Source organism: Streptomyces roseicoloratus (assembly GCF_004117935.1).
Lineage (GTDB): Bacteria > Actinomycetota > Actinomycetes > Streptomycetales > Streptomycetaceae > Streptomyces > Streptomyces roseicoloratus.
This window is the reverse complement of record NZ_SDOY01000170.1, coordinates 200,619-227,399: the sequence shown is the minus strand read 5'-3', so window position 1 is coordinate 227,399 and position 26,781 is coordinate 200,619. Positions and strand designations below refer to the sequence as shown.

At 73.2% G+C, this 26,781-nt stretch carries 26 protein-coding genes; 6 read left to right on the top strand and 20 right to left on the bottom strand.

What is annotated here, in order from left to right; genetic code table 11:
* Positions 1-22: 22 nt before the first annotated feature.
* Positions 23-2,542 (bottom strand): ATP-dependent Clp protease ATP-binding subunit, encoded by a 2,520-nt coding sequence (locus ESG85_RS30815; protein WP_128984447.1) that lies wholly within the window; start codon positions 2,540-2,542, stop codon positions 23-25.
* Between the two features lie 496 nt (positions 2,543-3,038).
* Here ESG85_RS30815 and ESG85_RS30805 point away from each other — a divergent pair, with 496 nt between their 5' ends.
* Positions 3,039-3,671 (top strand): SCO3374 family protein, encoded by a 633-nt coding sequence (locus ESG85_RS30805; RefSeq protein WP_128984446.1) that lies wholly within the window; start codon positions 3,039-3,041, stop codon positions 3,669-3,671.
* Here ESG85_RS30805 and ESG85_RS30800 read toward each other — a convergent pair.
* The 10 genes from ESG85_RS30800 to ESG85_RS30755 all read right to left on the bottom strand — a co-directional run bounded on the left by ESG85_RS30800 (position 3,650) and on the right by ESG85_RS30755 (position 12,235).
* Positions 3,650-3,988, bottom strand: coding sequence for a histone-like nucleoid-structuring protein Lsr2 (locus ESG85_RS30800; RefSeq protein WP_128984445.1), 339 nt, complete (start codon positions 3,986-3,988; stop codon positions 3,650-3,652). The genes ESG85_RS30805 and ESG85_RS30800 overlap by 22 nt on opposite strands.
* A gap of 144 nt (positions 3,989-4,132) precedes the next feature.
* Positions 4,133-4,699, bottom strand: a complete 567-nt coding sequence (locus ESG85_RS30795; protein WP_128984444.1) for an amino-acid N-acetyltransferase — start codon at positions 4,697-4,699, stop codon at positions 4,133-4,135.
* Positions 4,700-4,708: 9 nt separating this feature from the next.
* Complete coding sequence (locus ESG85_RS30790) at positions 4,709-5,182, bottom strand: BlaI/MecI/CopY family transcriptional regulator (protein ID WP_128984443.1); 474 nt, start codon at positions 5,180-5,182, stop codon at positions 4,709-4,711.
* 133 nt (positions 5,183-5,315) lie between these two features.
* Complete coding sequence (locus ESG85_RS30785; RefSeq protein ID WP_128984442.1) at positions 5,316-5,495, bottom strand: hypothetical protein; 180 nt, start codon at positions 5,493-5,495, stop codon at positions 5,316-5,318.
* A gap of 65 nt (positions 5,496-5,560) precedes the next feature.
* Positions 5,561-6,172, bottom strand: coding sequence for a hypothetical protein (locus tag ESG85_RS30780; RefSeq protein ID WP_128984481.1), 612 nt, complete (start codon positions 6,170-6,172; stop codon positions 5,561-5,563).
* 395 nt (positions 6,173-6,567) lie between these two features.
* Positions 6,568-7,374: a type III pantothenate kinase gene (locus ESG85_RS30775; protein WP_128984441.1), complete on the bottom strand. Its 807-nt coding sequence runs from the start codon at positions 7,372-7,374 to the stop codon at positions 6,568-6,570.
* Positions 7,374-8,393 carry a carboxylating nicotinate-nucleotide diphosphorylase gene (gene nadC / locus ESG85_RS30770; RefSeq protein ID WP_128984440.1) on the bottom strand — a complete coding sequence of 340 codons (1,020 nt, stop codon included), beginning with the start codon at positions 8,391-8,393 and terminating at the stop codon, positions 7,374-7,376. Before nadC ends, ESG85_RS30775 begins: the two co-directional genes overlap by 1 nt.
* On the bottom strand, positions 8,390-10,081 hold the full coding sequence (locus tag ESG85_RS30765; RefSeq protein ID WP_128984439.1) for an L-aspartate oxidase: 1,692 nt from the start codon (positions 10,079-10,081) through the stop codon (positions 8,390-8,392). The genes nadC and ESG85_RS30765 overlap by 4 nt, the downstream gene beginning before the upstream one ends.
* Before the next feature lie 19 nt (positions 10,082-10,100).
* Positions 10,101-11,165, bottom strand: coding sequence for a pantoate--beta-alanine ligase (gene panC, locus ESG85_RS30760; RefSeq protein WP_128984438.1), 1,065 nt, complete (start codon positions 11,163-11,165; stop codon positions 10,101-10,103).
* Entirely contained in the window at positions 11,162-12,235 is a 1,074-nt protein-coding gene (locus tag ESG85_RS30755) for a Rossmann-like and DUF2520 domain-containing protein (RefSeq protein ID WP_246095432.1), read from the bottom strand. Before ESG85_RS30755 ends, panC begins: the two co-directional genes overlap by 4 nt.
* Before the next feature lie 127 nt (positions 12,236-12,362).
* On the opposite strand from ESG85_RS30755, the gene ESG85_RS30750 reads away from it, so the two are divergent.
* Entirely contained in the window at positions 12,363-13,622 is a 1,260-nt protein-coding gene (locus tag ESG85_RS30750) for a threonine aldolase family protein (RefSeq protein WP_128984437.1), read from the top strand.
* Positions 13,623-14,313: 691 nt separating this feature from the next.
* Here the strand turns inward: ESG85_RS30750 and ESG85_RS30745 are convergent.
* Complete coding sequence (locus ESG85_RS30745) at positions 14,314-14,520, bottom strand: hypothetical protein (RefSeq protein ID WP_128984436.1); 207 nt, start codon at positions 14,518-14,520, stop codon at positions 14,314-14,316.
* Positions 14,521-14,620: 100 nt separating this feature from the next.
* Between ESG85_RS30745 and ESG85_RS30740 the strand changes: the two genes are divergently transcribed.
* Positions 14,621-15,709, top strand: a complete 1,089-nt coding sequence (locus ESG85_RS30740; protein ID WP_128984435.1) for a DUF5937 family protein — start codon at positions 14,621-14,623, stop codon at positions 15,707-15,709.
* 60 nt (positions 15,710-15,769) lie between these two features.
* Here the strand turns inward: ESG85_RS30740 and ESG85_RS30735 are convergent, their stop codons facing one another.
* The 3 genes from ESG85_RS30735 to ESG85_RS30725 form a co-directional block, all read right to left on the bottom strand.
* A complete protein-coding gene (locus ESG85_RS30735) occupies positions 15,770-16,378 on the bottom strand; it encodes an AAA family ATPase (protein WP_128984434.1) in 609 nt (202 codons plus the stop codon).
* Positions 16,379-16,391: 13 nt separating this feature from the next.
* The gene (locus ESG85_RS30730) at positions 16,392-17,090 is read right to left on the bottom strand and encodes a response regulator transcription factor (RefSeq protein WP_128984433.1); all 699 of its coding nucleotides are present in this window, start codon (positions 17,088-17,090) and stop codon (positions 16,392-16,394) included.
* A gap of 81 nt (positions 17,091-17,171) precedes the next feature.
* The gene (locus ESG85_RS30725; RefSeq protein WP_128984432.1) at positions 17,172-18,389 is read right to left on the bottom strand and encodes a sensor histidine kinase; all 1,218 of its coding nucleotides are present in this window, start codon (positions 18,387-18,389) and stop codon (positions 17,172-17,174) included.
* Between the two features lie 148 nt (positions 18,390-18,537).
* Here ESG85_RS30725 and ESG85_RS30720 point away from each other — a divergent pair, with 148 nt between their 5' ends.
* A complete protein-coding gene (locus tag ESG85_RS30720) occupies positions 18,538-19,488 on the top strand; it encodes an SAM-dependent methyltransferase (protein WP_128984479.1) in 951 nt (316 codons plus the stop codon).
* 5 nt (positions 19,489-19,493) lie between these two features.
* Positions 19,494-20,636, top strand: coding sequence for an NADH-quinone oxidoreductase subunit D (locus ESG85_RS30715; protein WP_128984431.1), 1,143 nt, complete (start codon positions 19,494-19,496; stop codon positions 20,634-20,636).
* Between the two features lie 97 nt (positions 20,637-20,733).
* Here the strand turns inward: ESG85_RS30715 and ESG85_RS30710 are convergent, their stop codons facing one another.
* The 4 genes from ESG85_RS30710 to ESG85_RS30695 all read right to left on the bottom strand — a co-directional run bounded on the left by ESG85_RS30710 (position 20,734) and on the right by ESG85_RS30695 (position 24,272).
* Positions 20,734-21,783, bottom strand: coding sequence for a hypothetical protein (locus tag ESG85_RS30710; protein ID WP_128984430.1), 1,050 nt, complete (start codon positions 21,781-21,783; stop codon positions 20,734-20,736).
* Between the two features lie 131 nt (positions 21,784-21,914).
* Positions 21,915-22,910 (bottom strand): ABC transporter substrate-binding protein, encoded by a 996-nt coding sequence (locus ESG85_RS30705; RefSeq protein WP_181019160.1) that lies wholly within the window; start codon positions 22,908-22,910, stop codon positions 21,915-21,917.
* Positions 22,907-23,581, bottom strand: a complete 675-nt coding sequence (locus ESG85_RS30700; protein ID WP_128984428.1) for an ABC transporter permease — start codon at positions 23,579-23,581, stop codon at positions 22,907-22,909. The genes ESG85_RS30705 and ESG85_RS30700 overlap by 4 nt, the downstream gene beginning before the upstream one ends.
* A 1-nt stretch (position 23,582) precedes the next feature.
* Positions 23,583-24,272: an ABC transporter permease gene (locus tag ESG85_RS30695; protein ID WP_128984427.1), complete on the bottom strand. Its 690-nt coding sequence runs from the start codon at positions 24,270-24,272 to the stop codon at positions 23,583-23,585.
* Between the two features lie 222 nt (positions 24,273-24,494).
* Here ESG85_RS30695 and ESG85_RS30690 point away from each other — a divergent pair, with 222 nt between their 5' ends.
* Positions 24,495-25,631, top strand: a complete 1,137-nt coding sequence (locus ESG85_RS30690) for an ABC transporter ATP-binding protein (protein WP_128984426.1) — start codon at positions 24,495-24,497, stop codon at positions 25,629-25,631.
* On the opposite strand, the gene ESG85_RS30685 is transcribed toward ESG85_RS30690, so the two are convergent.
* A complete protein-coding gene (locus ESG85_RS30685) occupies positions 25,618-26,730 on the bottom strand; it encodes an alpha/beta hydrolase (protein WP_128984425.1) in 1,113 nt (370 codons plus the stop codon). The two genes, ESG85_RS30690 and ESG85_RS30685, sit on opposite strands and share 14 nt — an antisense overlap.
* Between the last annotated feature and the right edge of the window lie 51 nt (positions 26,731-26,781).

Sequence of the window (26,781 nt, the reverse complement as noted above, 5' to 3'; positions counted from 1 at the left end):
TGCCGACGGCCTCGGCCGAGCGTCAGTCCTTCGAGAGGTTCGGGCCCGGGCCGCCCGCCGCCTCCACCGGGGGGACGTCCGGGAGGGCCGACTTCTCCTCGCCGCGGAAGGTGAACTTCTTCTCCTCACCCTCGCCCTCGGTGTCCACGACCACGATGTGACCGGGGCGCAGCTCGCCGAAGAGGATCTTCTCGGAGAGCGAGTCCTCGATCTCGCGCTGGATCGTCCGGCGCAGCGGCCGGGCACCCAGGACGGGGTCGTAGCCCTTCTTGGCGAGGAGCTCCTTGGCGGACTGGGAGAGCTCGATGCCCATGTCCCGGTCCTTCAGGCGCTCGTCGACGCGGCCGATCATCAGGTCGACGATCTGGAGGATGTCGTCCTGGGTCAGCTGCGGGAAGACGATGATGTCGTCCACACGGTTGAGGAACTCCGGGCGGAAGTGCTGCTTCAGCTCGTCGCTGACCTTCGCCTTCATCCGCTCGTAGTTGGACTTCGTGTCGCCCTGGGCCGCGAAGCCGAGGTTGAAGCCCTTCGAGATGTCCCTGGTCCCGAGGTTGGTCGTCATGATGATGACCGTGTTCTTGAAGTCCACGACCCGGCCCTGGGAGTCGGTCAGGCGACCGTCCTCCAGGATCTGGAGAAGGGAATTGAAGATATCGGGGTGGGCCTTCTCGACCTCGTCGAAGAGGACCACGGAGAACGGCTTGCGGCGCACCTTCTCGGTGAGCTGGCCGCCCTCTTCGTAGCCCACGTATCCGGGCGGGGAACCGAAGAGACGCGAGACGGTGTGCTTCTCGCTGAACTCCGACATGTCGAGGGAGATCATCGCGTCCTCGTCGCCGAAGAGGAATTCGGCGAGCGCCTTGGACAGCTCGGTCTTACCGACACCGGACGGGCCGGCGAAGATGAACGAACCGCCGGGACGCTTCGGGTCCTTCAGGCCCGCACGCGTACGCCGGATGGCGCGCGAGAGGCCGATGACGGCGTCCTTCTGGCCGATGACGCGCTTGTGGAGCTCGTCCTCCATGCGGAGCAGTCGCGAGGACTCCTCCTCGGTCAGCTTGAAGACCGGGATGCCGGTGGCGGTCGCGAGGACCTCGGCGATCAGCTCGCCGTCGACCTCGGCGACGACGTCCATGTCGCCGGCCTTCCACTCCTTCTCCCGCTTGGTCTTCGCGGCGAGGAGCTGCTTCTCCTTGTCGCGCAGGGAGGCGGCCTTCTCGAAGTCCTGCGAGTCGATCGCGGACTCCTTGTCCCGGCGGACGGAGGCGATCTTCTCGTCGAACTCGCGGAGGTCCGGCGGCGCGGTCATCCGGCGGATGCGCATCCGGGAGCCGGCCTCGTCGATCAGGTCGATCGCCTTGTCCGGCAGGAAGCGGTCCGAGATGTACCGGTCGGCCAGGGTCGCGGCCTGGACGAGGGCCTCGTCCGTGATGGAGACCCGGTGGTGGGCCTCGTAGCGGTCGCGCAGACCCTTGAGGATCTCGATGGTGTGCGGCAGCGACGGCTCGGCGACCTGGATGGGCTGGAAGCGGCGCTCGAGGGCCGCGTCCTTCTCCAGGTACTTCCGGTACTCGTCGAGCGTGGTGGCACCGATGGTCTGGAGCTCGCCGCGGGCCAGCATCGGCTTGAGGATGCTGGCGGCGTCGATCGCGCCCTCGGCGGCACCCGCACCCACCAGGGTGTGGAGCTCGTCGATGAACAGGATGATGTCGCCGCGGGTGCGGATCTCCTTGAGGACCTTCTTCAGGCGCTCCTCGAAGTCACCGCGGTAGCGGGAGCCGGCGACCAGGGCGCCGAGGTCCAGCGTGTAGAGGTGCTTGTCCTTGAGCGTCTCGGGCACCTCGCCCTTGACGATGGCCTGGGCCAGGCCCTCGACGACCGCCGTCTTGCCGACGCCGGGCTCGCCGATGAGGACCGGGTTGTTCTTGGTCCGGCGGGACAGCACCTGCATGACCCGCTCGATCTCCTTCTCGCGCCCGATGACCGGGTCGAGCTTGGACTCGCGGGCCGCCTGGGTGAGGTTGCGGCCGAACTGGTCGAGGACCAGGGACGTCGAGGGGGTGCCCTCGGCAGGACCGCCGGCGGTGGCGGCTTCCTTGCCCTGGTAGCCGGAGAGCAGCTGGATGACCTGCTGCCGGACCCGGTTGAGATCGGCGCCCAGCTTCACGAGGACCTGGGCGGCGACGCCCTCGCCCTCGCGGATCAGGCCGAGCAGGATGTGCTCGGTGCCGATGTAGTTGTGGCCGAGCTGGAGGGCCTCCCGGAGCGACAGCTCCAGGACCTTCTTGGCACGAGGGGTGAAGGGGATGTGCCCGGACGGGGCCTGCTGGCCCTGGCCGATGATCTCCTCCACCTGCTGGCGGACCGCCTCGAGCGAAATCCCGAGGCTCTCCAGGGCCTTAGCGGCGACACCCTCACCCTCGTGGATAAGGCCCAGGAGGATGTGCTCGGTGCCGATGTAGTTGTGGTTGAGCATCCGGGCTTCTTCCTGAGCCAGGACGACAACCCGCCGCGCGCGGTCGGTGAACCTCTCGAACATCGTTAATCGCTCCTCAGAGCGGTCAGTCAGTTAGGGGTCGATCCCCTCCCTGTCCTTCCGCAGCTTAGTCCCGCAAGCGGGGACCGCTCATTCCAACTGCCGACATCCGTCCGGATCACCCCCTTACTTCTTGGGGAGACCTGCTGCCGAACAGCCGACAAATGCTCCAACTCGATGGTGCGAGACGATGTTCCCGCAGGCCAAGCTGTTACCCGCGCCTCCAGTACGCCGTTGGCGAACGTGAGACGCTCCGGCCCGACTTCTGCCCGCGAGACGCCCCTCCTCACATGGAATGTCTTACCCGTAAGCACGGACACTCCATGCGGCACACCCCGGTTCCCTCCGCTACGGGCGAACAACCTTGCGCGCTCGAATGCACCCGTACGCCCCCATCCCGGACACTCTGCGCACCGGATCGAGGACCCTGGGTGACCGCGCGCGGGAAGGGTCGGGTTCCGGGGCGTAACCCGCGGCCCTCCGGAGGCGTTCCCCCGGCATGGCCCTCACCGTCCCGCCTCCCCGTTCACCGCTCGACGGCGGCCCGGCGCTGGCGCGGTGGTACGAGCACGAGCTCGGCTGGGCGACGTCGGCCGGGCCTCCGGTGCAGCTGGTCACCGGGCTGCGCTTCGACGTCCTGGAGCTGCCGGCGACGGCCGGCCGCCGGGTGCTGCGCCGGCTGGGCACCGAGGTGGGTCCGGTGGCCCTGATGGGGCGCCGGATGCGGCTGCTCGTCGCGGCGGGAGCCGCGGAGGAGCTTCCCGGGCTGCTCGACTGGCTGGAATGGGGCGGGATCTCGCTGGATCTGGCGATGCTGGGCGCCGACGGCCGGATGACCGCTCCGGTGCCTCCCGGCTGGCGGCCGACCGGACGGAGCCCGTCCGGCACGCCGGGTGCCTCGGTGTGGCTGAGGGCCCCGGAGCCGGGGCGCGAGGTCGAGTCCCGGCTACCGGCCCTGCGGCCCTCGCGGGGCGGTGCGGACGCCCCCTGTCTGGCGCGGCTGGTGGCCGCGGCCGCGGCCGAGTGCCATCGGGCGCGGCTGCTGAGTGCTGCCCGGGTCCACCGGCCGGAGCCGGCGGCGGGGGCGGCCGCTCAGCAGCGGCCGACGGCTCAGCGGTTCGCGTCCTCGTAGGCGGCCTTGATGTCGGCGGGCACGCGGCCGCGGTCGTTCACGTTGTAACCGTTCTCCTTGGCCCACGCGCGGATCTTCGCGGTGTCCGGGCTGCCGGCGGACGCGGCGACGCGGCCCTTGCCACGAGTGCCGGTGCCGCGGCCACCGGTGCGGCGGCCGCTCTTGGTGTACGGCTCGAGCAGGCCGCGGAGCTTGTCCGCGTTGGCGGTGGTGAGGTCGATCTCGTAGGACTTGCCGTCCAGCGCGAACGTCACGGTCTCGTCCGCCTCGCCGCCGTCGAGGTCGTCGACAAGAAGGACCTGAACCTTCTGTGCCACCGGATTTCCTTTCATCGAAAATGCAGTACGCGGAAAGGAAACCGCTTTTCCCGGAAAAACACAAACCCCCGGCAGAGGTTCAGAAGCCCGGCAACGCGGGAAACGTGCGCGATTCGGACATAGGCACTCCGATCCGCACCTCCCTCACAGGTGCAGAAGCATGCGGCTGTTGCCCAGGGTGTTCGGCTTCACTCGTTCGAGACCGAGGAACTCCGCGACACCCTCGTCATAGGAACGCAGGAGCTCGCTGTAGACATCTCCGTCGACCGGAGTCTCGCCGATCTCGACGAAGCCGTGCTTCGCGAAGAAGTCCACTTCGAAGGTGAGGCAGAAAACCCGGCGGATGCCGAGCCAGCGTGCGGTGTGCAACAACTTGTCGAGCACCTGATGTCCCACTCCGGCGCCCTTGAAGTCGGGATCGACGGCGAGAGTGCGTACTTCGGCGAGGTCTTCCCACATCACGTGCAGGGCGCCGCAGCCGACCACCGTGGCGTCCTCGTCGCGTTCGGCGACCCAGAACTCCTGGATGTCCTCGTAAAGGGTCACGGTCGCCTTGTCGAGGAGGATGCCGCGGCGCACGAAGGGATCGACGAGCCGGCGGACCGCCGCGACATCGGACGTGCGGGCCCGGCGCACGGTGACGGCATGGGCGGAAGCGGAACTCGCCGACGACGCTGACGACGCTGACGACGTGGATGACGCGGATGACATGGGGGGACGTTATCGCCCCGGGACCCCGGGCCCCCCGGTGCCCTCGGAAGATTCTCCGGATTCGGCGGATTCCGCGGTTTCGGCGGCAGGAGGCGGCGTGGGGGCCGGGGCGGGCTCGGGGGCGTCCCGCTGAGCGATGCGGATGGCGTCGTTCAGCGCCTCGCGCTGTTCGGGCGACATCATGCCGAAGAAGGCGATGAGGGCCGCGGCGGGGTTGTCGCTCTGCGCCCAGGCCTCGTTCATCAGGGCCGCGGAGTAGGCGGCGCGGGTGGAGACCGCCGTATATCGATAGGCGCGGCCTTCGACTTCCCGGCGCACCCAACCCTTCTGATGGAGATTGTCCAATACGGTCATGACGGTGGTGTAGGCGATGGACCGTTCCTGCTGGAGATCCTCCAGGACTTCCCGGACGGTCACCGGCCGGTTCCATTGCCAGACGCGCGTCATGACGGCGTCTTCCAGGTCTCCCAATTGACGGGGCACGGCGCCACCTTAGTGCGAGATCTCCTCGTATACCTCCTTTTGCGGTGAAAACGCCTCGGGAGGTGACAAAAAGGACGTACGGCCTGGTGTGGTCGTACGTCCTCGGTGTGCCGGCACCGCCGCCGGGAACCGCTTACGGGGCGGAGGTGCCGCCCTGCTGCTGGGCGGACTCGGCGCGGGCGAGGGCGGCGTCCACGGCGGCGTCCTCCTTGGCCTTGTTCGGCCCGCCCTGGGTCTTGACGATCGTGACGACGAGAGCGATGAAGAACGCGGCCATCGTGATGGGGGGAACGAGCGCGGATACGTAGTCCATGGCGTCCAGGGTAGCCAGGCCCCGTCCCGGATCTCGGCCGGGTCCGCCCGACCGGAGGACGCGGCCTATCCCACCGCCCGTTCCTCGGGCGGGGGCGGCGGCACCGGGCGCCGGCGCGGCGGGAAGACCTCGGACGGCTTGGGCACCGGACGCTCGCCGGGCGCGGGCGGTTTGGGGCCCGGTCCGGTCGGACCGCTGGGCGCGGGCGGCTTGGGGCCTTCCTCGGAGGCCCGGCCGCCGGGCAGGGCGAGCAGCAGCGCGCGGGGCCGGCCGATCTGCCGGGGCTGCGGCGCCCTGGCCTGGGCGACCTTGGCGAGGCGGGTCCTGACGGATCGTTCCGCCAGGACCTGGCAGCGGGCGAGCAGGGCGGCGGCCGCGGGGTTGCCGCGCAGCGCCCGCAGCGCGGCGAGGTCGTCGGCGCCGGGGTCGTAACCGGCGGCGAGGGCGTCCTCGAGGAGCTCCAGGTAGCCGGCGAGGGAGCCGGGCAGGGCCTGGCGGTAGCGGACCAGGTCGGCGAGGAGGAAGGCGCGCAGCCGCCCGGCCTCGCGCACGGCCTCGTCCACGGAGTCGGCCAGGCGCAGGCAGTCCTGGACGTCGTCGTCCTGAAGGGGGGCAGGGTTGAGCGCGGTGGCGAGGGCGCGTCGGAGCACACGCAGCTCGTCCGCGCTGAACGCCATGCCGCCGCGGGATCCGTAGGGCGTGGGCATGGATCGACGATACGCGCTAATCGGACAATTCCGCCTCTTGTCGATCTTCGCGCCGCCCGGATCCCCACCGTACGGCCCAACCCCGCTCCACCGGACGGCGCACGGCACCACCCGCCGTCACGGCGACGGCCGCTCCCTCGACGACGGCGCGGGCTCCCGCACGGCGGCGCCCGACGTCCGGCGGCCCGAGGTGACAGCAGCGCACGGCGGCGGCCGACGTCACACAGCGCACGGCGGCGGCCGACGTCACACAGCGCACGGCGGCGCCCATCGTCACCCAGCGTACGGCGGCGTCCGTCGTCACAGCAGCACACGGCGGCGCCCTACGTCACAGCAGCGCCCGCTCCCGCACGGCCGCGCACGCGCTACATGCGGGCCACGTTGCGCTCGTAGACCATGCGGAGGCCGATCAGGGTCAGCCAGGGTTCGTGGGCGTCGATCTCCTTCGAGTCGGCGAGGACCATCGGCGCCAGGCCGCCGGTCGCTATCACCGTCACGTCCGACGGGTCGCCGCCCGCGCCGACCAGCTCGCGCTTCATCCGCGCGACCACGCCGTCCACCTGGCCCGCGTAACCGAACACGATGCCCGACTGCATCGCCTCGACCGTGTTCTTGCCGATCACGCTGCGCGGGCGGGCCAGCTCGATCTTGCGGAGCATCGCGCCCTTCACGCCCAGCGCCTCGACCGAGATCTCGATGCCCGGCGCGATCGCGCCGCCCGCGTACTCGCCGCGCGCCGTGACCGCGTCGTACGTCGTCGCCGTGCCGAAGTCGACCACGATCGCCGGGCCGCCGTACAGCTCGACCGCCGCCACCGCGTTGATGATGCGGTCGGCGCCGACCTCCTTCGGGTTGTCCGTGAGGATCGGGACGCCCGTCTTCACGCCCGGCTCCACCAGGACCGCGGGGACGTCGCCGTAGTAGCGGCGGGTCACCTCGCGCAGCTCGTGCAGCACCGAGGGGACCGTCGCGCAGATCGCGATCCCCCCGATGCCGTCGCTCAGCTCGACACCGAGCAGCGGATGCATGCCCATCAGCCCCTGCAGCAGGACCGCCCACTCGTCGGCGGTGCGCCGCGGGTCGGTGGAGATGCGCCAGTGCTCCACGATCTCGTCGCCGTCGAAGAGACCGAGGACCGTCTGGGTGTTGCCGACGTCGATCGTGAGCAGCATCAGACGGCCGCCTCGCGCAGGTCGAGTCCGATGTCGAGGATCGGGGAGGAGTGGGTGAGGCCGCCCACCGCCAGGTAGTCCACGCCGGTCGCCGCGTACGCCGCCGCGTTGTCCAGGGTGAGCCGGCCGGAGGACTCCAGGAACGCCCGGCCGTCGACCAGGGCGACCGCCTCCTCGGTCTCGATCGGCGTGAAGTTGTCCAGCAGGATCAGGTCGGCGCCCGCGTCCAGGACCTCTCGGACCTGGTGCATGGTGTCGACCTCGACCTCGATCGGCACGTCCGGGAACTGCTCGCGGACCGCCTCGAAGGCCTCCTTCACGCCGCCGGCGGCGACCACGTGGTTGTCCTTCACCAGGGCCGCGTCCGACAGCGACATGCGGTGGTTGACGCCGCCGCCGCAGCGCACCGCGTACTTCTCCAGGGCGCGCAGGCCCGGCGTCGTCTTTCGGGTGTCGCGGACCTTCGCCTTGGTGCCCTCCAGGGCGTCGGCCCAGCGGCGGGTGGCGGTCGCGATGCCGGACAGCCGGCACAGGATGTTCAGGGCGCTGCGCTCGCCGGTCAGCAGGTCACGGGTGCGGGCGGTGACGCTGAGCAGCTTGTCGCCGGCCTCGACCCGCGCACCGTCCTCGACGTGCCGCTCGACCTCGAACTCCTCGGTGCAGACGATCGACAGGACCGCCTCGGCGACCCGCAGACCGGCCACCACACCGGCCTCGCGGGCGGTGAAGTCGGCGGTCGCGACGGCGTCCTCGGGGACGGTCGCGACGGTCGTCACGTCCACGCCGCCGTCGAGGTCCTCGGCGATGGCGAGGTGCGCGATGTCCTCGACCTGCACCGGGTCCAGGCCGGCGTCGGCGAGGAGCTGGGCGAGCGCGGGGTCGAGCCCGCACTCGAACTCGTCGGCCCCGCCGCAGCCGCAGCCGTCGCCGCAGCCGCCGGCGGACTCGGCCGGGGCGGCGTTGATGTGGATCAGGGGGACGTCCACGGGCTGCGGACGTGCTTCCTCGGGCGTGCTCACGACAGCGGCTCCAGGGGTGCGTCGGGGGTTACGGGCGGAAAGTCTGCGCCGTCGGTACGGCGGACCACCGGTCGGCGGTCGGGCGTCAGGCGGACGACCAGGTGGCGGCCCCAGTCACGGTCGTCGCGGTCGGGGAAGTCCTCGCGCCAGTGGCAGCCGCGGGTCTCCTCGCGCTCCCCCGCGGCGGCGACGAGGACCCGGGCCACGCACAGCAGGTTGGTGGTCTCCCAGGCGTCGACGCCCGGCTCGGCGGCCTTGCGCTCCTCCTCGGCGTCGAGCCGCAGCCCCTCCAGGGCGTCGGCCGCGGCCGAGAGGCTCGCGGCGGAACGCAGCACGCCCGCGCCGCCGGTCATGATCCGCTGGATCTCCCGGCGGGCCTCGGGCCCGATCAGCGGGAGCACGGTCGGCTCGGCCGCCAGGACCGGCGGGCCGGAGCGGCGCGGGCCGTGGGCGGTGATGTCCGCGGCGATCCGCTCGGCGAAGACCAGACCCTCCAGGAGCGAGTTCGAGGCGAGCCGGTTCGCGCCGTGCACGCCGGTGCAGGCGACCTCGCCGCACGCGTACAGACCGGGCACCGTGGTGCGGCCGTGCAGGTCGGTGCGGACGCCGCCGGAGGCGTAGTGGGCGGCCGGGGCGACCGGGACCGGCTCGGTGACCGGGTCGATGCCGTGGGCCCGGCACGCCGCCAGGATCGTCGGGAAGCGCTGCTCCCACATCGCGGCGCCGAAGTGCCGCGCGTCGAGGTACATGCTCTCGGCGCCCTGCTCCAGCATCCGGCGCGTGATCGCCTTGGCGACGATGTCCCGGGGCGCGAGCTCGGCCAGCTCGTGCTGCCCGAGCATGAAGCGGACCCCGTCGGCGTCGACGAGATGGGCGCCCTCGCCCCGTACCGCCTCGGAGACCAGCGGCTGCTGGCCCTCGGCGCCGGCGCCGAGGAACAGCACCGTCGGGTGGAACTGGACGAACTCCAGGTCGGAGACCTCGGCGCCGGCGCGCAGCGCGAGCGCGACGCCGTCGCCGGTGGAGACGGGCGGGTTGGTGGTGGCGGAGAACACCTGGCCCATGCCGCCGGTGGCGAGCACCACGGCGGGCGCGTGGACGGCTCCGACGCCGTCGTGCTGGCCCTCGCCCATCACGTGCAGGGTGACGCCCGCGGTGCGGCCCTCGGCGTCCTTGAGGAGGTCGAGGACGAGGGCGTGCTCGATGAAGCGGACGCCCCGGTCCCTGATCGCCTCGACGAGGGCGCGGGAGATCTCGGCGCCGGTCGCGTCGCCGCCGGCGTGCGCGATCCGGCGGCGGTGGTGGCCGCCCTCGCGGGTCAGGGCGATCTCGCCGTCGTCGGCGCGGTCGAAGTCGGCGCCGGTGGCGATGAGCCGGCGGACGGCGTCGGGACCCTCGGTGACGAGGGCGCGCACCGCGTGCTCGTCGCAGAGTCCGGCGCCCGCGACGAGCGTGTCGTCGAGGTGCTGCTCGGGCGTGTCGCCCTCGCCGAGCGCTGCGGCGATGCCGCCCTGCGCCCAGCGGGTGGAGCCGTCGTCCAGGTTGGCCTTGGTGACGACGACCGTGCGCAGCCCGGCGGAGGTGCAGCGCAGGGCCGCGGTCAGGCCCGCGACGCCCGAGCCGACCACGACGACGTCGGCGTCGACGGTCCAGCCGGGGGCGGGCGCGTGCAGCCGTATTCCGGTCACTTCGTGGCTCCGATTCCGGTCACTTCGTGGCTCCGAAGGTGAGGGGGATGTTGTCGATGAGCCGCGTGGTCCCCACCCGCGCGGCGACGGCGAGGATCGCCTCGCCGTCGTGGTCGTCGGCGACCTCGGTGAAGTCGGCCGGGTCGACCAGGGCCAGATAGTCCAGGTCGAGCGGCGGCTCGGCCTTCCCCGCGTCGTCCAGTACGGCGCGGGCGGCGGCCCGTACGGCCTCGGCGCCCCCGCCCTCGGCGGCCTGGGCGACCGCGTGGGCGTCGGCGGCGGCACGGGCCTCGCCGAGCCGGGACAGGGCCTCGGCGCGGGTCTCGGCGCGGCCCTGGGCGCCGGGCAGCGCGTCGGCGCGGGCGCGCAGCGCCGCCTGGGCGGCGAGCCGGTCGCGGGCGGCGAACAGCGCCCGGGACAGCGCGAGGGCCGTGCGGCGCTCCTCGGCCGACAGATAGCGGTTGCGGCTGGACAGGGCCAGGCCGTCGTCCTCGCGGACGGTGGGCACGCCGACGATCTCGACCGGGAAGTTCAGGTCGCGGACCATGCGGCGGATCAGGGCCAGCTGCTGGGCGTCCTTCTGGCCGAAGAAGGCCAGGTCGGGCGAGGTGAGGTGGAGGAGCTTGGCGACGACGGTGAGCATGCCGTCGAAGTGGCCGGGCCGGGAGGCGCCTTCCAGGCGCTCGCCCATGGGGCCCGCGGTGATCCGCACCTGCGGCTCGCCGCCGGGGTAGACCTCGTCGGCGCCGGGGGCGAAGACCACGCTCGCGCCCGCGTCGAAGGCGAGCCGCAGGTCGGCGTCGAGGGTGCGCGGGTAGCGGTCGAGGTCCTCGCCCGCGCCGAACTGGAGCGGGTTCACGAAGACGGTGACGACGACGAAGCCCTCGTCGCCGACGCGCTCGCGGGCGGCGCGGATCAGGGTGGCGTGGCCTTCGTGGAGGGCGCCCATGGTCATGACGACGGCGTTGCGGCCGGGGGCGGCGCCGAAACGGGCCCGCGCGTCGGCGAGGTCCGCGACCGTGGGCACCAGCTCGGCCGGCTGGTGGCGGGCGTCCCCGGCGGTCTTGCGGGCGAGCAGGCTCATCGGTCGTCTCCTTGCGGCCCGTCGGCGGGGCCGGTGCCGCCGGTTCCGCCGTGGGGGCCGGGGTTGCCCGGGTCGCCGGGCGTGCCGGGGTGGCCGGGGTGGCCGGGGGTGCCGGGGTGGCCGGGGGTACCAGGGGTGCCGGGGGTCTGCGCCGTTCCGGCGAGGACGCCCAGCAGGTCCTCGGCCAGCTCGGGCTTGAGCAGGCCGTGCGCGAGCGCCCGGTCGGCGGTGGCGCGGGCCATCGCGAGATAGCCGGCGACGGTGCCGGGCGCGTGCTTGTGGAGCTCCGCCACGTGGGCGGCGACGGTGCCCGCGTCGCCGCGGGCGACGGGTCCGGTCAGGGCCGCGTCGCCCGATCGCAGCGCGTTGTCCAGCGCGGCGCCGAGCAGCGGCCCGAGCATCCGGTCGGGCGCGGCGACGCCGGCCGCACGCAGCAGCTCCATGGCCTGGGCGACCAGGGTGACCAGGTGGTTCGCGCCGAGGGCGAGAGCCGCGTGGTACAGCGGGCGGTTCTCCTCGGCGATCCACTCGGGCTCGCCGCCCATCTCGATGACCAGGGCCTCGGCGGCGAGCCGCAGCTCCTCGGGCGCGGTGACGCCGAACGAGCAGCCGGCGAGCCGCTGGACGTCCACGGAGGTGCCGGTGAAGGTCATGGCCGGGTGCAGCGCGAGCGGCAGCGCGCCGGCGCGGCGGGCCGGGTCGAGGACCCGTACCCCGTAGCGCCCGGAGGTGTGCACCAGGAGCTGCCCTGGCCGTACGGCGCCGGTGTCGGCCAGGCCCTCGACGAGGCCGGGCAGGGCGTCGTCGGGCACGGTGAGGAGGACCAGGTCGGCGAGGGCGAGCACCCGGGCGGGCTCCACGACCGGCACGTCCGGCAGCAGCGCGGCGGCGCGGCGGCGGGAGGCGTCGGACACGGCGGAGACGGCGACGGGACGGTGTCCGGCGAGCTGGAGGGCGGCGGCGAGGGCGGGTCCCACCCGGCCGGCGCCGACGACTCCGACGGTGAGCCTGGCGGGTCGGTCCTCGGCCCGGTCCACCTGGGGGTGCCGGGGTTCTGGTGGTGCGTTCACGGTTTCGGGTCGGCCTTCCGTTCCAGTCCTCGCTGGGTACCGGACGATTCCCGGCCATGCTACGCCAGCGTTTCGTGCCTGCTCGTGGCTGTCCACAGGGTGTGGGCGGCGGTGTGATGATCTCCTCATGGAGCATCAGAGCGACGATCGCGGCGGGGACGGGCTCGGGGGACGGGACGGCGGGGCGGCCGGCGGCCCGGACGGTGGCCGCCCGGACGGTGGCCGCCCGGACGGCGGCGGCCCGGACGGCGAGCCGGAGCGGGTGCGCCGGGCGCGGGTGTGGGGCGGTGCGCCGCGCAAGCTGTGGGAAGCGTCGATGGACGGCGGCGTGGGCACGCGGCTGCGCGAGCTGGCGGACTGGGCGTCCGGCTCCCCGTACGGCGACGGACCCGTCGACATGTACGGCGACGCGGTGGTGGAGGAGCTGGAGCGGCGAGTGGCCGAGGAGCTGGGCTTCCCGGCAGCGGCGTTCTTCCCGACCGGGACCATGGCCCAGCAGGTCGCGATGCGCTGCTGGGCCGGACGGACCGGCGACCCGGTGGTCGCCCTGCACCCGCTGGCGCACCCGGAGGTGCACGAGAACGGCGCCTTCGGCACCGTCAGCGGTCTGCGCACGGTCCACCCGACCGACGAGCCGCGGCTGCCGACGGCGGACGAGGTGCGCGAGCACCCGGAGCCGTTCGGGGCCCTGATGCTGGAGCTGCCGCTGCGCGACGCCGGCTTCGTGCTGCCCGCCTGGGACGAGCTCGTCGACGTCGTGGACGCGGCCCGGGAGCGGGACGCCGTGGTCCACTTCGACGGCGCGCGGCTGTGGGACTGCCCGACGCACTTCGGCCGTCCGCTGGCGGAGATCGCGGGGCTCGCGGACAGCGTGTACGTGTCGTTCTACAAGTCCCTCGGCGGCATGTCGGGCGCGGCGCTGGCCGGCCCGGAGGACCTGGTGGAGGAGGCGCGGCTGTGGCGCCACCGGTACGGCGGCCAGGTCTTCCAGCAGTACCCGGCGGCCCTGTCGGCGCTGCGCGGCCTGGAGACGGAGCTGCCCCGGCTGCCCTCCTACGTGGCGCACGCGCGCGTGGTGGCCGGGGCGCTGCGGGAGGCCTTCGCGGAGGAGGGCGTCGGGTGGTTCCGGGTCCACCCGGAGGTCCCGCACACCCACCAGTTCCAGGTCTGGCTGCCGTACGACCCCGAGGTCCTGACCTCGGCGTCCCTCGCCCAGGCGGAGGAGACCGGCACCGCCCTGACCCGCCGCTGGTTCCCCGCCCCGGCGGGCGGCCCGCCGGGGGTGGCGGCGACGGAGCTGACGGTGAACGGGCCGGGGCTGGAGTGGACGCCGGCGGATGTGAAGGGGGCGGTACGGGACTTCTTGGGGCGGGTGCGGGGGGCGTAGGGGGGCGCGGTGGGTTTCGCGGCGCGGTCGGTTCCGCGGCGCGGTCGGTTCCGCGGCGCGGTCGGTTCCGCGGCGCCCCGGGTGGCGGCGCCCCCCGTTGGTGCGGCGCCCGGGTGTACGGCGCCCGCCGCTCGGGCGCGGGTGCGCCGGGCTCGGGCTGGTGCGGCGTCCGGGTGGTGCGGGCAGGTGCAGGGGCGGAAGCGCCCGCCAAGGGCGCCGTCCCGTGTGCCCACCCGTCCCGCCCTGCGGGACGAATGCCCACACGGAGGTGCGACGACGGCACCGCCCCACCGGGCGCGGGCCCACACGGACACCCCACGGCGCACCGCCCTGCCGGGCACGGACCCCACACGGACACCCCACGGCGCGCCCTCCCGCCGAGCGGGGGTCCTGGCCCCCACGGCGGCCCCACAGCGCACCCTCCCGCCAAGCGGAGGTCCAGGCCCCCACAGCGGCCCCACAGCGCGCCCTCCCGCCAAGCGGGAGTCCTGGCCCCCACGGCGGCCCCACAGCGCACCCTCCCGCCAAGCGGAGGTCCAGGCCCCCACAGCGGCCCCACAGCGCGCCCTCCCGCCAAGCGGAGGTCCAGGCCCCCACAGCGGCCCCACAGCGCGCCCTCCCGCCGAGCGGGAGTCCTGGCCCCCACGGCGGCCCCACAGCGCGCCCTCCCGTCAAGCGGGGCCTGGTTCGGCTAGTGCGTGTTCTGGTGGAGCCATTTGTGGAGGGTCCGGCGGAGGCGGGTGGTGGCCGGGCGGGCGGCCGGTACGGAGGTGATGCGGTGGGCGTCGCGGGCCGTGCGGAGGGCGGTGACGTCGTGGGCGCCGGGCACCGGTGGGGCGGGTTCTCCGTGCCGGGCGGCGCGGTAGCTGTCCAGAAGGTGCTGGTGGAGCGCGTTCATGGGCCCACCGTGCGCCCCGCGCCCGCCGGCCCGCCCGCCGATTGACGGGCCTCGTCAAACGGCGCGACGCCTCCCCCGCCCCACCCCGCACCATAGGGACGTGAGCGTGACGATCGACATCACCGGACTGCCGCCCGAGCGGATCACCTTCTGCCCCTCGCCCCTCGCCGAGCTCGGCAACGCCCTGCACGCCCTCGCCGAGCCCGCGCACCACGCCCGGCTGCACGCCTGGACGACCGCGACGGCCGCCGCGCTCAAGCCCGAGCTCGCCGACCGGCTCCACGAGGCCGACTTCATGTGGCGGTCCACCCGCTCCGACTTCCTGCTCCCGGCGCAGCCCCGCGAGACCCTGGCCGAGGAGCTGGACGACCTCGACCGCATGGACGACGAGAAGTTCGTCGGCGCGGCCCTGGAGATCTCCTGCAGCAGCCGCTACTCCGACGGCATCCCCTCCCCGCTCGTCGACGAGCGGTCGCGGCGCCGCGCCCTCGACCTCGCCGCCGCCCGCGGCCCCCGCCAGTCCGCGTTCGTGGAGCGGATGCTGGCCGAACCCACCGCCACGCGCGCGTGGATCCGCCGCCTCCTGGAGGACTGCGACCAGGCGTTCTTCGCCGACACCTGGCGCCGGGTCCGCGTCCAGCTCACCGCCGACGCACGGCACAAGACCGAGCTGCTGCGCCGCAAGGGCCTGGCCGAGGCCCTGACGGCCGCGTCGCCCGCGCTCTCCCTGGAGGAGGACGCGCGCGGCTCCCGGATCGTCGTCGACAAGCTGGTGCACGCCCGCACCGAGGCCCACGGCGGGGCCGTGACGATGATGCCGACGGCCTTCGGCTGGCCGCACCTGATGGCGGTGTGCGCGCCCGGCTGGCAGCCGGTGATCCTGTATCCGGCTGCCGCCCGCGAGATCGGCGGCGCCGAGCCGGTCGAGACGGTCAAGCTGCGCCTGGAGGCCATCGCCCACCCGATGCGGATGCGGCTGTGCCGCAGTCTGGCCCGCGGCCCGTACTCGACGAGCGAGCTGGCCGACGCGCACGGGATCACCGCCCCGGAGGTCTCCCGGCACCTCTCCGTCCTGAAGAAGGCGGGCATGCTCACCACCCAGCGCCGCGGCCGGTACGTGCTGCACCAGCTGGACTTCTCGGTGGTGGCCCGCGTCGGCAGCGACTTCCTGGAGTCCGTGCTGCGTTAGGGCGTGGGTCCCGCGGGAACCGTCCAGGGCGCCGACCCGGATCCGAAGGAAGCGACCGACCTAGTCGAAGCGGATGTGGGAGAGGCCCACCCTCATCCGGCGCAGCCGGTGTCGCAGCCGCCCGTCCGTGTTCGGTGCCGGCCGCAGGCCCGCCAGTTCCGCGACCCGGTCGGCGACCTGCGGGACGGTGAGCTCGTCCGTACGGATGTGGTGCGCGAACTCGGGGGCCGCGAGGCGTTCCAGGCAGCCGTCCAGCTTCCGTACGGCGAAGCTCTCGCGCTTCAGGCCGCGGCCGAGGCCGCGTTCCGTGAGCCGCTTCAGGACGGTGTCGCGCTCGGCCAGCAGCGCGACGTGCCGCACGCGCTCGTCGCCGTGCGTCTCCCGCAGCCGCCCGACGGTCTCGGCGAAGTACGCCGGTTCGACGACCGTCATCGGGACGATCACGGGCCCGTCGTGGCGCCGCAGCGCCAGGTCGAGGACCTCGTACACGCCCTGCCGCCACGCCGGCAGGTCCTGGAAGTCGCCCCGCAGTCCCGGCGGCAGCGCGCGGTGCAGGCCGAAGCCCACGTGCTCGGGGTCGCAGACGACACCGCCCGGCAGGCGCCGCCGCAGCTCGTGCGCCGTCTGCGTCTTGCCTCCGCCGAACGGCCCGTTGATCCAGAGGAGCACGCCGGTTCCGTCCTCAGCGTCCGGCCGGGCCGCCGCCGGCCGGGCCGCCGCCCGCGCGGACCAGGCCCGTCTCGTACGCGAGGACGACGACCTGGACGCGGTCGCGCAGGCCCAGCTTGGTGAGGATGCGGCCCACGTGGGTCTTCACGGTCGCCTCGGACAGCACGAGCCTGGCCGCGATCTCGCCGTTCGACAGGCCCTGTGCCACCAGCATCATGACCTCCCGCTCCCGCTCGGTGAGCTTCTCCAGCTCCTTGTGGCCGGGCTCCCTGCCGGTGGTCGACGGCAGCATCGGCGAGAAGCGGTCCAGGAGGCGGCGGGTGGTGGACGGGGCGACCACCGCGTCACCGCTGTGCACCGAGCGGATCGCGCCCAGCAGCTCGCCCGGCGGCACGTCCTTCAGCATGAAGCCGCTCGCCCCCGCCTTCAGCCCGGAGAAGGCGTACTCGTCGAGGTCGAAGGTGGTGAGGATCAGCACCTTCGGCGCGTCCGGCTCCGAGCAGATCCGCCGGGTCGTCTCGACGCCGTCCAGCTTGGGCATGCGCACGTCCATCAGGACGACGTCGACCCGGGTGTTCCGCAGGGCCTCCAGGGCCTCCACGCCGTCGCCCGCCTCGGCGACGACCTCCATGTCCGGCTGGGCGGCGAGCACCATGCGGAAACCGGTACGCAGCAGCACCTGGTCGTCGACGAGCATCACGCGGATGGACATGGGGATGATCCTTAGGGGTCGTCGGGGGCCGACCGTCGGCGGGCGGTCCCGAGGGGACGTCAGTGGGGGCTCGGGGGGACGTCAGTGGACGGGCTTGAGGGGGAGCAGGGCGCTGATGCGGAAGCCTCCCCCGGGGCGCGGGCCGGCGTCCAGGGTGCCTCCGACCATGCCGACGCGCTCGCGCATGCCGATCAGGCCGTGGCCGCGCCCGTCGGCGCCGCCGTCCTCGTACATCTCCTGCGGCGCCCCGCGCCCGTCGTCCTCGACGAGCAGTCCGAGACCGTCGTCGAAGTAGACGAGGCGGACGCTGGCGCCGACGTCGGGGCCGCCGTGCTTGCGGGTGTTGGTGAGGGCTTCCTGGACGATCCGGTACGCGGTGAGCTCGACGCCGCTGGGCAGCGGCCGCGGCGTGCCCTCGATCTTGAAGTCGACGGCGAGCCCGGCGCCCCGCACCTGCTCGACCAGGTCCTCGATCTGCTCCACATCGGGCTGGGGCACGTACTCCCCGGCCTCCTGGTGTTCGCCGGTGCGCAGGATGCCGAGCAGCCGGCGCATCTCGGCGAGCGCCTGGCGGCCGGTGGAGGAGATGGTCTCCAGCGCCTGCCGGGCCGTCTCGGGCGAGGAGTCCATGACGTACGCGGCGCCGTCGGCCTGCACCACCATCACGGAGACGTTGTGGGCGACGACGTCGTGCAGTTCGCGGGCGATCCGGGCGCGCTCGGCGGCGACCGCGACCTTGGCCTGTGCCTCGCGCTCCTTCTCCAGCCGGGAGGCGCGCTCCTCCAGCTGGGCGAAGTAGGCGCGGCGGGTGCGCAGGGAGTCGCCGAGGACCCAGGCGAGGGCGAAGGGCACGGTCATGATCACCGTGAAGAAGACCTTGGCCGCGGAGGACTCGTTGCCGCCCTCGAGCGGCCAGCGCAGCTGGGAGAGGGTGGCGGCGCTCAGACCGCCGGCGAGCGCGAGCCGCGAGGCCCAGCGGGGGCCGTCGTGCGCGGCGACGGTGTAGATGATCACCAGCATGGCGAAGTCGGCCATGAACGGCAGCAGCCCGAACGCGAGCTGGGCGACGCCCAGGGCCACCGAGAGCAGCAGCATCTTCTCCGGCATGCGCCGGCGCAGCGCCACGACCAGCGAGAACAGGACGGCGACCGCGGTGTACGCGAGGGGCGAGCCCTCGCCCTCCTCGCTCCCCGCGGGGGCCGACGCCACCCACAGCAGGGAGAGACCCAGCAGGACGAACGCCCAGAAGGTGTCGACGCCCGTCGGGTGTCTGCGGATGAAGTCGTAGAGGCGCTGCACGTGACCCAGCGTAGGGAAAGGGGATAGGTGCAGGGGTCAACCGTGGGGTCGATCCTTCCCGCGAGGCCCGTACTCCCCAAGGTGGAGACTGGGGCTCGTGACGGATGAGACGTGTCAGTGGGACGGGTGGCTGGGGTGGCGGGCGGCCATGGAACGGGCGCTGTACGGCCCCGGGGGCTTCTTCCTGCGCCCCGAGGGGCCGGCCGGGCACTTCCGCACCTCGGTGCACGCCTCTCCGCTGTTCGCGGGCGCCGTGGCCCGGCTCCTGGCGGAGGTCGCGGAGGAGCTGGGCACGGACGAGCTCGCGTTCGTGGACGTCGGCGCGGGACGGGGCGAGCTCCTCACCGGTGTGCTCGCGGCGGTCCCCGAGGGTCTGCGGGTCCGCCCGTACGGGGTGGAGCGCGCGGCCCGGCCGGAGGGCCTGGACCCGTCGATCACCTGGACGGGGCAGGTCCCGCGGGGCGAGCGGGGCCTGCTCTTCGCGAACGAGTGGCTGGACAACGTGCCGGTGGACGTGGCGCAGACCGACGACGACGGGACCGTCCGCTACGTCGAGGTGCGCGTCGACGGCACCGAGCGGCTGGGCGGCGAGGTGACCGGTCCGGACGCGGAGTGGCTGGAGCGCTGGTGGCCGCTGCGGGAGCCGGGCGACCGCGCGGAGATCGGCCGGCCGCGCGACGAGGCCTGGGCGGCGGCCGTGTCCGCCCTGGTGGCGGGCACGGCGGTCGCCGTCGACTACGCCCACCTGGGGACCGGCCGCCCGCCGTTCGGCACCCTGACCGCCTTCCGCCACGGCCGGGAGACCACGCCGGTCCCGGACGGGAGCCGCGACCTGACGGCCCACGTGGCACTGGACGCGTGCGCGGCGGCGGGCGAGGCGGCCGCCGCCCGGCCGGCCGTCATCCGTGGCCAGCGGGAGGTTCTCCGCGGCCTCGGGGTGGCGGGCCCGCGGCCTCCGCTCGCCCTCGCCTCCGCCGACCCCGCCGGCTACGTCCGTGCCCTCGCGAGCGCCGGCGAGGCGGCGGAACTGACCGCCCGGGGAGGTCTCGGCGACTTCCTGTGGCTGCTGCAGCGCGTCCGGGACGACAGGGGATACTGACGGGCATGACGGAGACGACGGTCGGAATCGGCGGGGCGGCGGAGAGCACCGACATGGTGCTGAACATCGGGCCGCAGCATCCCTCCACGCACGGCGTGCTCCGGCTGCGGCTGGTGCTGGACGGCGAGGTGGTGCGGGAGGCCGAGCCGGTCATCGGGTACATGCACCGCGGGGCGGAGAAGCTGTTCGAGGCCCGCGACTACCGGCAGATCATCATGCTGGCCAACCGGCACGACTGGCTCTCCGCGTTCTCCAACGAGCTCGGTGTCGTCATGGCGGTCGAGCGGATGCTCGGCATGGAGGTGCCGGAGCGGGCCGTGTGGACGCGGACGCTGCTCGCCGAGCTGAACCGGGTGCTCAACCACCTGATGTTCCTCGGCTCGTACCCCCTGGAGCTGGGCGGCATCACCCCGGTCTTCCACGCCTTCCGCGAGCGCGAGGAGCTCCAGGCCGTCATGGAGGAGGTCTCCGGCGGCCGGATGCACTACATGTTCAACCGGGTCGGCGGCCTCAAGGAGGACCTGCCCGCCGGCTGGCTCGCCCGGGCCCGGCAGGCGGTCGCGGACGTGCGGTCGCGGATGGACGTGTACGACCGGCTGGTGCTCGGCAACGAGATCTTCCGCGGCCGGACGCGCGGGGTGGGGGTGCTGCGGGCCGAGACCGTGCACGCGTACGGGGTGTCCGGGCCGATCGCCCGTGCCTCGGGCGTCGACTTCGACCTGCGCCGGGACGAGCCGTACCTCGCGTACGGGGAGCTGCGGGACACGTTGCGGGTGGTGACCCGGACCGAGGGCGACTGCCTGGCCCGCTTCGAGTGCCTGCTGGAGCAGACCCACAACTCGCTGGAGCTGGCCGACGCCTGTCTGGACCGGCTGGAGCGGCTGCCGCAGGGGCCGATCAACCAGCGGCTGCCGAAGGTCCTCAAGGCGCCGGAGGGCCACACCTACGCGTGGACCGAGAACCCGCTCGGCATCAACGGCTACTACCTGGTTTCCAAGGGCGAGAAGACGCCGTACCGGCTCAAGCTGCGCTCGGCGTCGTACAACAACATCCAGGCGCTGACGGAGCTGCTGCCGGGGACGCTGGTGGCCGACATGGTGGCGATCCTGGGCTCGCTGTTCTTCGTCGTCGGCGACATCGACAAGTAGCGGCGGACCGCGGCCGACGGCGGCGGACCGCGGCTTACGGCGGCGGACCGCGGCCGGGGTGCGGACCGCGGCCGGGTACGGGCCGGCCCCGGCCTCGTTACGAGCTGACCGCGCCGCGCAGCTCCGCCACGTCGAGCTGCTCGGTCTCGTCGTGCGCGGTGAGGTCGATGACCTGGCCGACCGCCTGACGGTCCGCCGGGCGCGCGGCGGACGCCAGGACCTCCTCGCCGACGACGTCGGCGAGGTCGGTGTTCTGCACGGCCTCGATGGCCGCGGCCGCCTTCTTCGCGCCCAGCGTGCCGAAGTAGTCGAACCCGCCCGTCGGGCGCGGGGCCGGGCGGCGCGCGGCGTACGGGACGATCGCGGCCGCGGCCGGGACGTGGCGCATCGCGGGCGCCTTGGTGTGGGCGTCGTGGGCGTCGCCCGCGTCGTGGGCGCCCTGGGCGCCGGCCGCGTCCTGGGCGTGCCGGCCGTCCGGCGCGCCGGACGTGGCCGCGTCCGGCGCGGGTGCCGCCTCCGGCGCGGAAGCCGTCGTCGGCTCCGGCGCCGGGGCCGTCTCCGGGGCCGCCTGCGGGTCCGGGTCCGGCTCGGAGCAGGACGCCAGCTTCCGCAGGGCCTCGGCGGCGCGGCGGTAGGCCTCCGGCGTCGGCGTGGACCCGGCGGCGGGCAGGGCCTTGGCCTGTGTGGTGGCGGAGCTCTCCAGGGCGAGCACCCGGCGGCCCTCCAGCGCGCTCGCCCGCTCGGTCTCGGCCGTGGCGTACCGGCGCAGCAGGTCGGCGTGCTCGGTGCGCAGACCGGCCAGCTCGACGCGCTTGGCGCGCAGCTTGGCGTCGAGGCGGGTGCGCAGCTCGCGCGACTCCTCCAGGTCGGACTCCAGTTCGGCGATCCGCTCCTCGTGCTTCCACTGGTCCGCGGTGCGGGCCCGGGTCAGCTCGGCGACCTGGCGCCCGGCGCCGCGGTCCCAACTGCGCATGAGGACGGCGCCGGTGACCGTGGCCGCCGCCGCGGCCGCGACGAGCAGCCGCAGCACCACGGGGTCACCGAAGAGCCAGGCGACCGCGGCACAGACGACCGAAGCCCCGGCGACCGCGGAGGGCGGCAGGAGCTTGTGCAGAGGCGGGGAATGGCGGTGGCGTCCACGTGGCATGGCCTGAAATTTACCGTGCGTAGGCGCCGTGTGGGGTGTCGGCCCGGCAATCTCTTGGCGAGTTCTCGCCGTAGCCGGTCCGGCCCCTCGCCATTCCCGCCCGGGACCGGCCGACTCCCCTTACCCGGTGCCTACTTCTTGAGCAGCCCCTTCGACTCCAGATAGGCCTGGGCGACGTCCTCGGGCTTCGCCCGCTCCGCGTCCACCTTGCGGTTGAGTTCGGCGAGATCCGCGGTGGTCAGCACCTTGGTGATCTTGTCGAGGGCGGCGGCGATCTCCGGCGAACCGGCGTCCCTGGCATTGACGACGGGCAGCACGTTGTCGGCGTTCTGCAGCTTCTTGTCGTCCTGGAGGAAGACCAGTCCGAAGGACTCGACGGTGGCGTCCGTCGTGGTGGTGAGCACCAGCTGGTCGATGCCGTCCTTCACGGCCTGCTTTGCCTGCGGGGTGCCGACTCCCTTGGGGTCGACGCCCGTCACGTCGATGCCGTAGGTCGTCTTCAGGCCGGGTGCGCAGAAGGGCCGGACCTCGCATTCGTCACCGGCCGCGATCTTCACCTTCAGCTTGGCCGCGCCGAGATCGGAAAGCGTGCTCAGCTTGTTCTTCTCCGCGAATTCCCTGCTCACGGCGAAGGCGTTCTGGTCGACGGCCGTGCCGAACGCGAGCACCTTCAGTCCGCGCGGTTCGGCGAGCTTCCTGAGGGCTTCCGTGGTGGCCGCCGGGTCGCCGGAGGCGACCGGCTTCTCTTCGGGCGCCTTCGGCCCGTTCACCTTGGCGTTGAGGAATTCCGCGAGCGTCGCCGCGTATTCCGGTACGACGTCGATCTCGCCCTTCTCCAGGGAGGGTTCGTACAGCTCGCGATTGTTCACGGTGGTGACGCTCGCGGAGTAACCGGCGTCGTCGAGCACCTGGGCGTACAGCTCGGCGAGGATCTTCGACTCGGTGAACGCGGCGGCGCCGACGACGAGCGTCCCCTTGCCACCGCCGCTTCCGCTCCCGCCGTCCCCGGCGCCCGGCCGGGACTTCTCCAGGCTGTCCCCGCCGCCGCACGCGGCGAGCGACACGGCCAGCACCGCCGCGCCGGTCACGGCCCCCGTCCTGCGCAACGCCCTGGTCACAAAGATCATCCCTTCGGTCGTGCGGCGCGGCGGCCGAGAAGCCGGTCCGCTGCCACGAGCAGCGCCTCCACGAGGAGGGCGAGCAGGGCCACGAGCACGGCGCCCGCGACCACCTGCGGTGTGTCGTACGTGTGGAACCCGGCGGTGATGATCCGGCCGAGGCCGCCCTGGCCGACCATGGCGGCGACGGTCGCCGTCGCGACCACCTGCACGGCCGCGGAGCGCAGTCCGGTCATCAGCATCGGGCGGGCGAGGGGCAGTTCGACGCCGCGGAACAACTGGCCGCCGGACATGCCCATGCCGCGCGCGGCCTCCACGACCGCGCGGTCGACCTCCCGCACGCCCACGTAGGCGTGGGTGAGCAGCGGAGGTATCGCGAACAGGACGAGCGCGACGACCGTCGGCACGTAGCCGGCGTTGCGCAGCGGCGAGACCATGAACAGCGCGAGCACCGCGAACACGGGCACGGCCCGGCCCGCGTTGGAGACGTTCACCGCGACCGTGCCGCCCCTGCCGAGGTGGCCGAGCCACAGGCCGAGCGGCAGGGCGAGGGCGCAGGCGAGCAGCAGCGCGGTCCCGCTCACGTACAGGTGCTCGGCGAGCCGGTGCCCCGCCCCGCTCTCGCCCGACCAGTTGGCGCCGGTGGTGAGCCAGGTCCAGGTGTCCGCGAGGATCCCCATCTCACGCACCCCCCGCCCGGCCGGCCCGCATCCGCGTCCAGGGCGTGAGGAGCCGCTGGAGCCCGAGGAGCAGCAGGTCGGCGGCGACCGCGAGCAGCACGCACAGCACGGAGGCGGCGAGCACCTGGGCCTTGAAGAAGGTCGGCAGCGCCTCCTCGATGAGGTTGCCGAGGCCACCGCGGCCGACGAGGGAACCGACCGTGGTGAGCGCGATCGTGGAGACCGTCGCCATCCGTATCCCGGCCATCAGCGCGGGCAGCGCGAGCGGGAGTTCGACCTCCCAGAGCAGCCGCCCCGACCCGTAGCCCATGCCCCGGGCGGCCTCGCGGGTCTCGGCGGGCACGGCCGCGAGCCCGGCCAGGACGCCGCGCACCAGGATGGTCAGCGAGTACAGCACGAGGCCGGTCACGACGAGCGCGGAGGACAGCCCGAGGAACGGCAGCAGCAGCGAGAACATCGCGAGCGAAGGGATCGTGTAGAGCAGGGTGGTGAGCCCGAGGACCGGGCCCGCGAACCTCGGCCGCGCCCGCACGAGCAGCGCGAGCGGGAAGGCGACGAGCAGCCCGAGCAGCACCGACGCCACGGTGATCCCCACATGCTGGAGGGTGGCGTCGGTCAGCTCCTGGGAGCGCGTGCGCAGGTACGCGCCGCAGATCCAGTCGTTCGTCACCAGACAGTTCGCCGCGGCCATGCGTCCACCTCCCCGTCGCCGAGCACGTCCCGACGTCCGCACACCCGCACGCCCGTGCGGCGTACACCCGTATGCCCGCACACCCGTGTGCCATACGCTCGTGCGTCCTCCGGCGACCCTAACCCCCGCCACCGACAATCTCCGGGGATCACGGCGGACCGCCACGATGAGGAAATACTTCCTTCACACCATGCGGGCCGCGACGGGTCAGAATGGGGAACCATGATCCGGTTCGAGCAGGTCACCAAGCGCTACGCGGACGGCACGACCGCCGTCGACGGACTGTCCTTCGACGTCGCCGAGGGCGAACTCGTCACGCTCGTCGGCCCGTCCGGCTGCGGCAAGACCACCACCATGAAGATGGTGAACCGGCTCGTCGAGCCGACCTCGGGCCGCATCCTGCTCGGCGGCGAGGACATCGCGACCGTCGACCCGGTCCGCCTCCGCCGCACCATCGGCTACGTCATCCAGCAGGTCGGCCTCTTCCCGCACCGCACCGTCCTCGACAACACGGCCACCGTCCCCGCCCTGCTCGGCTGGAAGAAGGCCAGGGCCCGCGAGCGCGCCGCCGAACTCCTCGACCTGGTGGGCCTCGACCCCGGCACGTACGGCCACCGCTATCCCGAGCAGCTCTCCGGCGGCCAGCGCCAGCGCGTCGGCGTGGCCCGCGCGCTCGCCGCCGACCCGCCGGTGCTGCTCATGGACGAGCCGTTCGGCGCGGTCGACCCGGTGGTGCGCGAGCGGCTGCAGACCGAGTTCCTGAAACTCCAGGCCACCGTCCGCAAGACGGTGCTGCTCGTCACTCACGACCTGGAGGAGGCGATCCGGCTCGGCGACCGCATCGCCGTCTACGGACAGGGCCGCATCGAGCAGTTCGACACCCCGGCCACCGTCCTCGCGGCCCCCGCCACCCCGTACGTCGCCGACTTCGTCGGCGCGGACCGCGGCCTCAAGCGCCTCGCGGTCACCCCGCTCACCGAGGCCGACCTGGAACAGCCGGCCGGAATCCCTGCCGCGGGCACGACGGGCGACCCGGCGGCCGGCACCACCCCGGACGCGGCCGGCCGCGCGGTGACCGGCGGCACCCCGGACGCGAGCCCCGCCCCCGCCCCCGGCTCCGACGCCGGCGCGACCACCGGCTCCGATTCCGGCGCGACCACCGGTTCCGACTCCGCCCCCGCCGTCCCCCTCGGCGCCTCCCTCAAGGACGCGCTCGCCGCGCTCCTCCAGCACGACGCCGGGCGGGTCGCCGTGCACGCCCCCGGCGAGCCCGGCCGGGTGCTCGGCTCGCTCACCGCGGCCGGCGTCCACCGCGCCCTGCGCCGTACCGCCGCGACCACGGAGGTCAGCTCGCGCTGAGCCGCCCGCTCATCCACACCAGACCCGGCGGGATCTCCCGGTTCCAGGTGTTGAAGTTGTGGCCGCCGCTGTCCAGCGTGATGGAGGAGACCCGCGCCGGGGCCTTCACCTTCCGGATGAACTCCCGCGTCCCCTTCAGGTTGCCCTCGCCCCGCCTCGACGTCGTCACCAGGAACGACGAATCGCCCTGCGGCCGGTGCTCCAGGCTCCACAGCAGGTCGGCCCGGTTGCGCGCCGCCTCGTCACCGTGGAACAGGTCGCCGGTCGTCACGTCCTCGGCCGCCTTGTAGTACGCGGAGAAGCCCGCGCCCGCAGCGAACCGGTCCGGGTGGTGCAGCGCGATCTTCAGGGCGCAGTAGCCGCCGGTCGAGTTCCCCATGAAACCCCAGTTCCGGGCCTTCGTCCCGACCCGGTAGGTCTCGGAGATCGCCTTCGGCAGGTCCTCCGCGAAGAAGGTCTCGGTCTGCGGACCGCCCGGCACGTCCACGCACTCGGTGTCACGCGGCGGCGCCACCGTCGGCCGCAGCATCACCAGGATCATCGGCCGCATCTTCCCGTCCTTGGCCTGCTGGTAGGCCGTCTTCGGGTACTTCAGGCCCTTCAGCAGGTTCTCGGCCGTGCCCGGGTAGCCGGTCAGCACCACCGAGGCCGGAAACGTCGCCTTCGCGTACCGGTCCTGGAAGTACTCCGGCGGCAGGTACACGTACGCCGACGAGTCGATCTTCGACTTCTCGCCCGCTATGACGATCTTCTGTATCTGTCCCCCGACCGCGGGACGCCCGCCGCCCGGCACGTCCATCGCCTGGGTCGACACGACCTTCACGTCCTTCGAACCGGCCGAGTGGTCCACGACCACGCCCATGTCCTGCTCCTGACCGAACAGGTCCGCCCACGAGCCGTAGAAGAGGAAGGAGTTGTTCGCCGCGAGACCCACCGAGGCGAACAGCGCCAGCTGGGTGGCGAGCAGCAGTCCGACCCGCCCCAGGACGGACTTCCAGCCACCGCGCGCAAGCCGCGGCCAGAACCAGACCGTGGCGACGAACAGCACCACGGCCAGCGCGACCGCCAGCGCGAGAACTTTGTTGCTGGTGAGACCCATGAGACGTCCGAGCTTCCTTCCTGAATTTTCCCTGAGATTTCCCCGGCGGCG